This window comes from Pedococcus sp. P2_E4 (assembly GCF_056403935.1).
In genome coordinates, this window is sequence record NZ_JBFUEO010000019.1 from 44713 (window position 1) to 56822 (window position 12110).

Sequence of the window (12110 nt, forward strand, 5' to 3'; positions counted from 1 at the left end):
GCGCCTTACCGGACCCGGTAGAACTCGAGGTTCTTCGACGGTGAGGTGTAGTCGAGCACCCAGTTGGCGGGGGGACCCTCCGGGTGATCGCGCACCCACGGTGCCAATGCCGTCTGGCAGAACTGGCACGTTTGGGACTTCCTGCTGAACAGCACGACGAAGTCGCCGGGCTCGGGCTGCTTCGTGGTCCCGGTGAGACTCGTGGGATCGCCTGACCAAACCTTGTCGCCACCGAAGAAGTCACGCTGGTAGGCGGGAAGGATGCGCTTGGTCTCCCAGTCGGTCCAGACGCGAGGTGCCTTGGCGTCCTTGCCGCGAAGGTGGTCACGCAGCTCCTCGAGGGCTGCCGCGCCGTTCGGGGCAAAGGCAGGGCTGGTGGTCGCGTAGTCGGTCACGAAGGCCACGGGACCCCAGCACACCAGTGCACCGAGGGCTACGGACGGAATCGCGCGCCACGCAGCCCCGGACCGCTGCAAGGGGGTCTTGGCCACCAGCCACCCGGCCAGGACGGCCACGAGCCCACCCACGGCGAGCGCGGCCGGAGGGAAGAAGGGGATCCAGTACCGCTCCACGTCGATCCGTGCGCGAGGCTGCCACGGGTCGATCAGGCCCGTCGGAGCCACCGTCAACAGGTAGACACCGACGAACCAGGCCGACATCAACCGCAGCGGCCCGTTCCGGGCGACCAGGCCGAGTAGGGCGAGGCCGCCGACCGCCACCATCCAGATACCGCCGGCGGTCTTCAGCGCCGCCTTGATGACGAACATGAGGTAGACCATGCGGGGCTGTCCCACGAGCCATCGGTGTTCGGCGATCGAGGGTGTTGCGACCGCTTCGGTGGCTGGCTTGTCGCCCATCCCGGTGAGGATGTGCATCTTCAGGAGCGGGTCACCGTAGAAGGCCCAGCTGATGCCCACGTCGAGCAGGGCCCAGAGCATCACCGGCGCGGCGACCCACGCCGCGCTGCGCAGGACGCTCCCACGCCGCCACAGGATCACGGCCACGAGAGGCCACACGACGATGGCGGACTCCCTCACCTCGAAGCTCCACCCCAGCAGGAAGCCCACGGCGAGCAGCCAGGGGTACGCACGACGTCGGGCCACCAGCCGGTCGCGGGCGATGAGCGCGAGCAGCACGGCGGCCGTGAGGATCGCCATGGACATGATGTCGGGGTAGCCGCGCGACAGGTTGTAGAAGAAGACCCGGTTGGAGACGAGCAGGACGATCGCCACGACTGCGGCGGTCCAGCCCCAGAAGCGTCGGGCGATCAGGGCGACCGTCGTGGTGAGGACGCCGGCGGACAGCAACGGCCAGAAGTAGTAGCTGATGGGTGCGTTGCCGAACAGCCGCGCCGTGGGCAGGTTGGCCAGGACGATGCCGTACCGGGTGTACCCGAGGGGTACCCAGCCCTTCGCCGGGAAGTGCATCCCGGCCATGACGTAGTGCCATGGGTCCGTGGGCACGACGATGGAGCGAAACAGGTACCCGACCAGGATGACGACGAGGCCGAGGGCCGTCGCGATGCCGAAGTCGCCCTTCGTGGGAGCCCGTCCGCTGAGCCAGTCCCTGCGCCTCGGGGTGTCACGGCTCGCGGCGCCGTGTCCTTGGGCCGAGTCCCGGCCCACGTCGAGAGTGGTCATGAGGCCCTTTCGTGCGGACCAGCGCACGGCGCGCTGGGGAACTGCCCGCCCCATCGTACGGTGTGCCGACCGCCGCGACGAAACCCGCGAGCGTTCCCGTGGGCGCCGATCCGGGGGCGCCGAGCGGAATTCGTGAGCCCGCTCGGTGAGCCCATAGCATGACGTTCGGCCCCTCGAAAGGATCTCTCCATGCCCTCCCTGAGTGTCGTCGTGCCCATCTACAACGTGAGCGACTACCTCGGAGCCTGCCTGGAGTCCCTGGCCAGCCAGACCCTCGAGGAGATGGAGGTCGTCCTCGTCGACGACGGATCCACCGACAACTCCGGCGAGATCGCAGCGAGCTTCGCCTCGGCGCGCGAGAACTGGCACCTGATCACGGTCGAGAACGGCGGACTGGGTCGCGCGCGCAACATCGGGTTCGACCATTCCACCGCCGAATACGTGACGTTCGTCGACTCCGACGACCTGATCCCGCGGGACGCCCACGAGCTCATGCTGCACGCGGTGTCGGAGAGCGGTTCCGACCTGGTCTGCGGTGCCGTCCTCAGATTCGACGGTGCCACGACGTTCCCGTCGCCGCTGCACCGCCGAGCGATCCTGCGCACCCAGATGCGGACGCACATCAGCCAGAGTCCTGAGCTGATCTACGACACGACCGCCTGGAACAAGGTCTATCGCCGGTCCTTCCTCCTCGAGCACGGTCTCCGGTTCCCCGAGGGCGTGTACTACGAGGACATCCCGCTCACGCTCCCCGCCCACTTCCTCGCGCGCTCGGTCGACGTCCTGACCGACACGGTCTACCTGTGGCGCGAACGCCAGACGGCCGTCCAGTCGATCACGCAGCGGCGCACCGAGGTGAAGAACCTCGCTGACCGAATGGCTGCCGTCTCGTCCGTGAACGACTTCCTCCTGGGGCGACGTGACGATGCGGGCAAGAAGCTCCACGACCTCAAGGTGCTCACCGTCGACATTCCCCTGTTCCTCGAGGTGTTCCACGAGGGCAGCGACGAGTTCCGGGGCGCGGTCATCTCGCTGGTGGGAAAGTTCCTCGACACCGTCGCACCTTCGACCTTGGCGAAGGTCCCGCCGCTGCGGCGCCTGCAGTACCACCTGATCGGGCGGGGGATGTCGGCCGAACTGCTGGAGCTGCAGGACTACTACCGCGTGCCCGCCAACCGCGGGCACTTCGTCCGCCAGGGAGTGCGGCTCTACGCCGACCTGCCGTTCCGGACGGACAAGTCGAAGGCAGTCCCGGCGTCGGTCTACGAGGTGACCCGATCACAACCACTGCGGACCGGGGTGCGGGACGTCGGCTGGCGGGGCGACGCCCTGGTGGTGGACGGGCACGCCTTCATCCACCGGGTTCCCGAGGCCACGCCGACATCCTCGATCCGCCGCTTCCAGCTGCGTCGCCTCGATGCGCCCGGCCGGCCCCAACGGGTCCGAGCCCGTCGGGTCCGGCGCCGGGACCTCACGGCGCGTACCGTCGGCATGCCGGTTTCCTACGACGCTGCCGGCTTCAGGGCGACGATCCCGGCATCCCAATTGCTCCTGCCCCCGGGCACGGACTCAGCCCGTTTCGAGCTCGTGGCCCAGGTGGCTGCGCCGTCCGCCCGGCGAGGCTCCAGCGTGGGTAATCCCGAGCTCGGGGCTGGTCGGCACCCTCGTCGCTGCTTGGTGGCGCCCGACCAGCTCGCCTTGCCGAAGTTCGAAGATCGGCGGTTCGTCGTGGCCGTCGAACGCGTCGACGCCTTGTTGGAGTCGGTGGTCGTGGAGGGAGACGGGGTGCGCTTCACCCTGCGCTCCACGACGGGCGGGTGGGACCAGCACGCCGCGCTCTTCCTTCGGAGGACCGACGCGTTGCGGGGGCGCGTCGTCCCGTTGCGCCTTGAGGGGGAACACGCCACCGCGGTTGTCAGCGCGCACGACCTCGAGGTGCACAGCACCTCGTTCTCGCAGCGTGAGTGGATCATCGGCCTGACCCGGTCGGAGGCACCGGCGGACTCCGAACCCCAGCGACTGGTGCACCTTGCACCCGACAGCGAGGACATGTTCCTCGTGCTCCGCGGGCGATCGCTGGAGGTCCGGGAGTCGGCGGCGGGGGGAGCTACGATCCTCGACACGCGCCCGGGACCCGTGCTCACGTCGTTCGCCTGGGCTGGCGACGGGCTTCACGTCGAGGGCGACCTTGGGGGCGCTGTCATCGACTCGTTGACACTGACCGCCCCGAGTGGCGACCGGCACGTGCTCCCGGTCTCGGTGGACGGCGACTCATGGTCCGCCACCCTCCCCGGACACGCCGAGCCGGGCCTGCCGAGCCTCCGCGCCCTGGAGGACGGCCTGTGGACATGGACCGTCACCACGGACGAGCTGGGCGAGCGCGAACGCGTGGTGCGGACGTCCAGCACGGCGCAGGCGCTGTTCGGCGACGCCGGTGCGGTGGACGGCCTGACGTACCTGCTCCGGGCGGGCGACGCCCATGAGCTCCTCCTCTCGGTCGACGCCCTCGGCGACTACCGCGACAGGGGAGCCCTGCACCGACAGCGCAACCGTCGCTACTGGTACCGACTCCAGCAGCGAATGCCGTTGGAGGACACCATCTTCTTCGAGTCGTGGCGCGGCCGTCAGTGCTCCGACAACCCTCGTGCCATCTATGAGGAGCTGCAGCGCCAGGGCGACCCACGCCGGTGCGTCTGGGCGGTCCAGGACCTCTCCGTGGAGGTACCGGAGGGAGCCACACGGGTGGTGACCGGGAGCCGGGACTACTACCGGCACCTGGCTCGGTCGCGGTGGGTCATCAGCAATGACTCGATGCCCGTCCACTACGTCAAGCGACCGGGGACCCGGTACGCCCAGACCTGGCATGGGACACCGCTGAAAAGGATCGGTTTCGACATCGAGAACCTGCAGATGGCGAACAAGAACTACCTGAAACAGTTCGCCCACGAAGTCACCAAGTGGGACGCACTCGTCTCGCCCAACGCCTTCTCGACCGAGATCCTGCGCCGGGCTTTCCGGTACGACGGCGAGGTCCTCGAGATCGGGTACCCGCGCAACGACATCTTCCACCGCCCCGAGCTCGCGCAGGGCAAGGCCAAGCTGGTCCGGGCGCGCCTGGGCATCCCCGAGGACAAGCGCGTGATCCTGTACGCGCCCACCTGGCGGGACAACGACTATGACGCCACCGGGCAGTACCAGTTCACGATGAAGCTGGACCTCGAGCGGCTCCACCAGGAGTTCCGCGACGACAGCGTCCTGTTGATCCGCGGTCACCAGCTGGTGGCTTCCGCCATCGATGCCTCGATGTTCGGTGGCTTCGCCCTCAACGTGTCGAGGTACCCCGACATCCGCGACCTGTACCTCGTTGCCGATGTGCTCGTCACGGACTACTCCTCGGTCATGTTCGACTTCGTCAACACGGGGCGCCCGATCCTGTTCTTCACCTGGGACCTCGAGGACTACCGCGACAACCTCCGCGGGTTCTACTTCGACTTCGAGCAGGATGCCCCCGGGCCGCTCATCGCCGAGTCGGCTGGGATCATCGACGCCCTGCACCACCTCGATGAGGTCCGCGACCGCTACGCCGACAGGTACGCGGTCTTTCGGGAGAAGTACGCGGGGCTCGAGGACGGCCACGCCTCGGCACGCATGATCCGGCAGTTCCTGTGACCGTCGACGCTCCCGGGAGCAGGCCCGCGCCGGCCCTTTCAGTGGTCGTAGCCGTCTACGACGTGGAGCCCTGGATCGCCGAATGCCTCGAGTCGGTCGCCGCGGTGGTCCCGCCCGACGCCGAGGTCATCATCGTCGACGACGGGTCCACCGACGCGAGCTCGCAGATCTGCGACCGGGCTGCGGCGCACCGGTCGGGTTGGCGGGTCGTGCACCAGCCCAACGCGGGCCTCGGGGCGGCGCGGAACGCTGGGCTCGACCTCGCCCGGGGCGAGTATGTCGGCTTCGTCGACGGTGACGACCTGTTGCTGCCGGCCTATGCGGAGCTCGTCCCTCGTGCGGTTGCGTCGGGTGCCAGCGTCGCCACTGGCGCGGTGAACCGCACCGACGGGGTCCACGACTGGCCATCCGGCCTGCACTCGCAGGCACTCGACGGGCTGGGTGCCAGTGCGGCGCTCGCCACGGACCTCTCGCTGGTCTACGACACCACCGCCTGGAACAAGGTCTACCGCCGCTCCTTCCTGGAGGAGCACGGCCTCCGGTTTCCTGAGGGCGTCCTCTACGAGGACCTGCCCTTCACCATCCCGGCGTTGCACCACGCCGGCACGGTGGCAGTCGTGCACGACCCCGTCTACCGCTGGCGCAGCCGACAGGGCGGGCTCTCGATCACCCAGCGGCGCAACGAGCTGGCCAACCTCACGGACCGGTTCGCTGCCGTGAGCGCCGTCGACCGCTTTCTGGCCGAGCACGACCTGGCTGACGCCCGGGCCCACCACGACCTCAAGGTGCTGCGGCTCGACCTGCCGCTCTACACCGCAGCTCTGCCCGAGGCCGACGACGCGTTCCGGGACGCGTACCTGCGGTTCGTGGCACAGGTGGCCTCGCACGTGTCGCGCGAGCAGCGGGTCTCGCTCCCTCCGACCCTTCGGCTGTACCTCGAGCTCGCTGAGGCCGGCCGGATGCACGACCTCGAGGTCGTGGTCCGCGCCCGTCGTGGGGAGCGCGCCTGGGCCCGGGACGACCGGGGCAGGGTGGACCGTGTGCGTGACATCGTCAGGTCCTTCGGCATCGAGCGAGAGCTGGCGTTGTCTCCCGCCCCGAAGCTCGCCCGGCGACTCGTCAGCAGCCTCGTGAAGACCCTCCTCCCGTCCTGGCTGCGTAGCGCCCTTGGCGGCTGGCGGCGCCGTCGGGCAGGTGCGCGGCGAGCAGGTGTTGCCTGATGCTGGGAGACGGTGGGCGTGGCGTACTCTCGGTGCGCGGGTCCGAGACGCGACGATGTCTCGAGTTGGCAGGCATGTCGCGCGGCGGCACTGGACAGACGAGGACGCCTTGACTCTTATCACCAGAACGCGAGCCCTTGTGCTCAAGCGCAGCGTCCTGTGGACCTTGATCGTGCGCGACCTCCGGGTGCGGTACGCGCGCAGCGCCCTCGGCTACGTCTGGACCGTTCTCGACCCGCTGCTGATGTCGTTGATCTACTTCGTCGTCTTCGTCTACATCTTCAAGCGCGACGACCTGGGGCACGAGCCGTACTTCATGTTCCTCATCGTGGGGCTGCTTGCGTGGCAGTGGTTCTCGGGGTCGCTGACTGACACGTCCCGTGCGCTGATCCAGGAGGCGAAGCTCGTGCGGTCGACGAACCTTCCGCGTGAGATCTGGGTGGTCCGCATCGTGCTGGCCAAGGGCATCGAGTACCTCCTGTCGCTGCCGGTCCTGCTGTTGTTCGTGGTCGTCTACCTCGTGAGAGGGGACGCCCACCTCAACGGCTGGATCGTGCTGTTCCCCCTCGGTGCACTGGTGGAGGCGACCGCGTTGATCGGGCTGGGCCTGATCCTCGCGCCCGCCACCGCCCTGGTGACCGACATGCAGCGAGTGGTTCGCATCGCGCTGCGGATGCTCTTCTACGCCACGCCGGTCATCTATGCCACCCACCTGGTCCCCAAGCCCTACGACATGATGACGTGGCTCAACCCCCTGACCGGAGTGCTCGAGATGATGCGCGCGGGGATGTTCCCGCACGACCGCCTGCCCATCGTGTGGGGCTCGATCGCGACCGCAGTGGTGGTCAGCGTCCTGCTGCTGGTGGTCGGGTGCGTGGTCTTCCAGCGCCTTGAACGCGCAGTCCTCAAGGAGATCTGATGGCAGAGCCGGTCATCTCGGTCGACGGGCTCGGCATCGAGTTCTACCGCAGTCGTCGCCGCAAGCTCCAGCTGCGAGAGCTGCTCTTCACCGGGCGCAACAGCGCGCCCAAGGAAACCTTCTGGGCGCTGCGCGACGTCTCGTTCGACATCAAGCCCGGCGAGGCCGTCGGCCTCGTGGGTGGGAACGGCAGCGGCAAGAGCACTTTGCTGAAGATGATCGCCGGGGTGCTCCTCCCCGATGAGGGCGACGTGGCCGTCAGGGGTGGTGTGGCGCCACTGATCGAGCTGACCGGAGGGTTCGTGGGCGAGCTGACGGCCCGCGACAACGTCTACCTCACGGCGGGTCTGCACGGCCTGTCCAAGGACGAGATCGACGAACGGTTCGACGAGATCATCGACTTCGCCGGTCCGGAGGTCCGAGCAGGGCTGAACACCCCGTACCGGCACTTCTCCTCGGGCATGCAGGTGCGTCTCGGCTTCGCCGTGGTGACGACCCTCAACGAGCCCATCGTCCTCGTCGACGAGGTGCTTGCGGTGGGAGACAGGGCATTCCGCGAGAAGTGCTACCAGCGCATGGAGTCGCTGCTGGCCGACGGGCGAACCCTCTTCCTGGTGTCGCACTCCGAGAACGACCTCAAGCGCTTCAGCACGCGGGGGCTCTTTCTCAAGCACGGCCGCCTGGTGATGGACGGCCCCATGCTGGAGGTCCTCGAGCGCTACAACTCGGACCTGGATGCAGGGACGTGAGCTTGGGCGAGGGCCCCGTCGTCGGCAACGCGGCGGCGCGTGCTGTTCATGGACACACGGCAGGGGCCGACATCGTCCTGATGGGCGCCGGAAGCGGCGGCGAGTCCCTGGCCGGGGGAGTGGTCGACTCCCCGCGCAGCATCACCCATGAGACCGCGGACGCACGGTCGCAGTTCGACGCACTGGCGAGTGTCCTCGAGTCGACCGATGACGCGCCCCTCGTCGCGGTCGCGGCCCGTCTCGACATCTCCGACGTCGCCCTCCTCGATCTCCTGGACCGCCCCGGGCGAGGCACGGCCACGCTCGTCGCCAACCCGCTGGCCCTGACGGCAGGCCGCGACGCTGCCTCCATCGCCCGGGTCGGTCTCGACGGTCGCGCGGTCGAGTCGGTCGGGACCCCGGCGCACGTCGTGACCCGACCGACCCATGTCCTGCCCGGCGTGCTCCGGGTGGATGCCGGGGACCGCGCGCAGGCGGCAAACCTGCTGCGCGCGGCCAGTGCCTCCGTCACGCCGGCGTGGGGCGATGATGCCCTGGCCGCGGCCGTCCTGGTCCTGGTCCGGGGCGGGCTGGTCGTGGGCGCTTCGCCCCTGGGCCCCCACGACTGGCGCCGTGACGGCATCCAGGCCGTCGGCGCGCCGGGCGGGCCCTGGCGCCAGCGACTTCGCGGCGCGTCGCGCGGTGACGACGGCTTCTTCTCGACGTATGCCGTGCGGCCGCTGTCCCGGCGGCTCACGGCCCTGGGTCTGGCCCGGGGGTGGCGGCCGAACCCGGTGACCATCGTGTCGGTGCTCCTCGGTCTCGGCGCCGCGGCCCTGGTCGCCACGGGCTGGCGCTGGGCCTGGGCGGTGGCCGCAGTGGTGCTGCTCCTTGCGCTGGTCGTCGACTGCGTCGACGGCGAGATCGCCCGGTTCACGCGCAGCTTCAGCCCGCTGGGCGCGTTCCTGGACGCCGTCGGCGACCGGGTCAAGGAGTATGCCGTCGTGGCCGCAGTGGCGGCGGTGGCCGTGCGGCAGGGCCAGCCGGGGTGGCCGGTGGCCATCGCGGCGCTGGCCGTCGTCACGCTCCGCCACCTCGAGGACTCGGCCTACGCACACCGACTGTCGTTCAGCCTGCGCAGCCAGGCGGACGTGCTGCCGGTCGAGGTGGAGCGCGACCTGGGGCCGACTGGGGCCAGGGTCACCCTGCCGGAGCCGGCGGGCCGGCGTGCCCGTGCCGTGTTCTGGCTCAAGAAGGTCATCCACATGCCCATCGCTGAGCGATACCTCCTGATCTCCCTGACGCTGCTCCTGGGTCGCCCCATGCTGGTGCTGTGGACCCTGACGGTGGCCGTGGCCGCGGCGGTGGCCTGGACCCAGGGCGGCCGCTCCGCGAAGGCGCTGCTGCGTCGAGACCGCTCGTGGGCAGAGGTTCCCGCCAGTCCGGTGGCCGGGCCCTTGGACGTCCAGCTCGACCTCGGCCCCCTGGCCAGGGCCATGGGTCGTCTCGGTCGTGGTCCCTTCCCCGTGGGGGCGCTCGGTGCGGTCATCCTCGTCGTGGCCGTGCCCTGGACGCAGTGGCAGCGCGAGAACGCGGTCGCCCTCGCGGTGGCCGTGACAGCGGTCGTGCTCATCGGCCTGGGGTGGCAGCCGCCCCTCCACTCGCCGCTGGGCTGGCAGGGGCCGGCTGCTCTCTGGGTGGCCGAGGTGCTGGTGGTCGGCATCGCCGTGCACCACACCGTCGACGTGAGGTCTGCCGCCGGCTTCTGCTTCCTGGCAGTGGTCGCCTACCACCGGTACGACGTCATCTACCGTGAGCGCGACACCGGGCAACCGCCGGCCGGCTGGGTGCTCGTGGCCGGGCTCGGTGGAGACGGACGGATTCTCGTGGTCCTCCTCGTTGCCCTCGTCGCGCAGCAGGCTGTGGTGCCGGTGCTCTGGTGTGGCACCGTGCTCCTCGGCGCGCTCTATGTCGGCGAGTCCGTGGTGGGCTGGCGGTCGTGGATCTCCGCCGGTCGAGGCCAGGTGGCGCTGTCATGACCGCGGACCACAACCCGCAGGACAGCCGCCCGTCGATGGAGCAGCTCAGGGCCGTGGCCCAGCCGCCGGAGCACATCGCGCGCTACAACGCCGAACACTGGGTCGGGGCGCTCTACATGCGCCACGTGTCCCTGTATGCCACCCGCGCGTTGCTGCCGACCGGCATCAGCCCCAACGGGGTCACCTGGCTGATGATCCTCGTCGGGCTGGCCGGGGCGGCGGCCGTTCCGTTCCTTGGCGTGTGGGGTCCGTTGCTGTGCGCCCTGGCGATGCAGGTCCAGATCCTGCTCGACTGCAGCGACGGCGAGGTCGCCCGCTGGCGACAGCGCTTCTCGCCTGCCGGCATCTACCTCGACCGGATCGGCCACTACGTCACGGAGGCGGCCATCCCGGTGGCCCTCGGCCTGCGGGCCGACTCGTGGTCCTGGGACGACCCTGGCCGCGTCGGTGGCTGGACCGTGCTCGGGCTCCTGGTCTCGGTCGTCGTCCTGCTCAACAAGGCGTTCACCGACCTGGTCGTCGTGGCCCGGGCCAAGACGGGTCGGCCCATGCTGGACGACGTGGCCGCCACCGCGCGGTCCAGGGTGTCGGGGCTGGCAGCCCTGCGCAGGGCCTTCGGCTACCTGCCGATCTTCCGGGCCTTCGTGGCCGTCGAGGCCTCGCTGCTCGTGCTGGCCGCCGCCGTCGTCGACGCGGTGCACGGCGACCTGCTGGGCAGCCAGGTGCTGGTCGTGGTCATGGTCCCGCTGGCGCTCGTCACTGCGGCGGGCCACCTCGTCGGCGTGCTGACCAGCTCGCGGCTCGACTGAGTGTTCGGTGCCGGCCATGAGATCCCCTGGGACACAACGCACTCCGCAGGCGCAGGGTGCGCCTGTCCTGCAGTGGGCCCAGGAGCACGGTGAGGTCGGTGGCGTGCTGACCAGCCACCTCCAGCTCACCCGGCAGCTGCGGGCCGAGGGTCATCCGGTCCGCTACGTCGACACCGGGTCTGCCGCTCGCGCGGTGGCCGCCCTGCCGCACCTCTGGAGACGCCGCTCCCTGCACCTGTTCCACATCACGAGGCTGTGGCGCGCGATCGTCCTCGGGCCGCTGTTCGCGGTGCTCCCGGGGCGCACGGTCCTCGTGCTCCACTCGGGCTCGGTCGGCCGCCAGCTCGACACCATGCGGCCCCTGCAGGCACGGCTGCTGCGGCGGGCGCTGCCGGCGTATGACGAGATCTGGGCCGTCAACGACGAGATCGGCCGGCGCCTGCCGGCGACCCTCGCCCGCCGCGTGCGGGTCGTGGCCCCCTTCGCGGCCGAACAGCAGCCCGACAGGGAGACCTCGCAGTCACCCGGGCGTGACCCCCACCTGCTCACCGTCACGACCAACGCGGGGCTGGCGCACTACCGCGCCGACCTGGCCGTCGACGCCGTGGCGCTGGTCCGCCGGGCCTGGCCGGACGCCCGGCTCCGGGTGCTGGCCTACGGACACGACGGCGCCGACCTGGCTGGCCTGCGGGCCCGGGTCGAGGAGCTGCCGTGGGTCGAGCTCACCTTCGACTCGAGTCCCGACGAGGTTCACCAGGTGCTGCGCCGCACGGGGGTGTTCCTGCGGCCCACCGACTGGGACGGCGACTCCGTCGTCGTGCGCGAGGCGCTCGCGGCGGGCGCGCGGGTCGTGGCCACCGACACCTCGCCGCGACCGGTCGGCGTCGAGCTGAGCGCGTCCAGCGCGCGCGAGGTCGCCGATGCCGTGCTCCACGGTGGCCGGGCCAGCGACGGCGAGGGGCTCGCAGCCACGACGCTGCTCGATGCGGCCCGCGCCGCGATGACATCCCTGCGGTGAACGGGCGGTAGCCTCTCGGCAACGCCTGCGAGGACTCGCGGGCGCGGTCGGCACCCGGCACGGGAGCC

The 12110-nt window shown here is 70.0% G+C and carries 8 protein-coding genes; 7 read left to right on the top strand and 1 reads right to left on the bottom strand.

The window, feature by feature from the left end; all coding sequences use genetic code 11:
* Positions 1-5: 5 nt before the first annotated feature.
* Positions 6-1640: an ArnT family glycosyltransferase gene (locus tag AC1DV7_RS10775; RefSeq protein WP_477597119.1), complete on the bottom strand. Its 1635-nt coding sequence runs from the start codon at positions 1638-1640 to the stop codon at positions 6-8.
* Between the two features lie 189 nt (positions 1641-1829).
* Between AC1DV7_RS10775 and AC1DV7_RS10780 the strand changes: the two genes are divergently transcribed.
* The 7 genes from AC1DV7_RS10780 to AC1DV7_RS10810 all read left to right on the top strand — a co-directional run bounded on the left by AC1DV7_RS10780 (position 1830) and on the right by AC1DV7_RS10810 (position 12042).
* A complete protein-coding gene (locus AC1DV7_RS10780; protein ID WP_477597120.1) occupies positions 1830-5309 on the top strand; it encodes a bifunctional glycosyltransferase/CDP-glycerol:glycerophosphate glycerophosphotransferase in 3480 nt (1159 codons plus the stop codon).
* A 41-nt stretch (positions 5310-5350) separates the two neighbouring features.
* Positions 5351-6529, top strand: coding sequence for a glycosyltransferase family 2 protein (locus AC1DV7_RS10785; protein ID WP_477597121.1), 1179 nt, complete (start codon positions 5351-5353; stop codon positions 6527-6529).
* Positions 6530-6668: 139 nt separating this feature from the next.
* A complete protein-coding gene (locus AC1DV7_RS10790) occupies positions 6669-7448 on the top strand; it encodes an ABC transporter permease (protein ID WP_477597122.1) in 780 nt (259 codons plus the stop codon).
* The gene (locus tag AC1DV7_RS10795; RefSeq protein ID WP_477597123.1) at positions 7448-8197 is read left to right on the top strand and encodes an ABC transporter ATP-binding protein; all 750 of its coding nucleotides are present in this window, start codon (positions 7448-7450) and stop codon (positions 8195-8197) included. Before AC1DV7_RS10790 ends, AC1DV7_RS10795 begins: the two co-directional genes overlap by 1 nt.
* Positions 8194-10215, top strand: a complete 2022-nt coding sequence (locus AC1DV7_RS10800; protein WP_477597124.1) for a DUF5941 domain-containing protein — start codon at positions 8194-8196, stop codon at positions 10213-10215. Before AC1DV7_RS10795 ends, AC1DV7_RS10800 begins: the two co-directional genes overlap by 4 nt.
* Positions 10212-11024 carry a CDP-alcohol phosphatidyltransferase family protein gene (locus AC1DV7_RS10805; RefSeq protein ID WP_477597125.1) on the top strand — a complete coding sequence of 271 codons (813 nt, stop codon included), beginning with the start codon at positions 10212-10214 and terminating at the stop codon, positions 11022-11024. The genes AC1DV7_RS10800 and AC1DV7_RS10805 overlap by 4 nt, the downstream gene beginning before the upstream one ends.
* 16 nt (positions 11025-11040) lie before the next feature.
* On the top strand, positions 11041-12042 hold the full coding sequence (locus AC1DV7_RS10810; protein ID WP_477597126.1) for a glycosyltransferase: 1002 nt from the start codon (positions 11041-11043) through the stop codon (positions 12040-12042).
* The last annotated feature ends 68 nt before the right edge of the window (positions 12043-12110 follow it).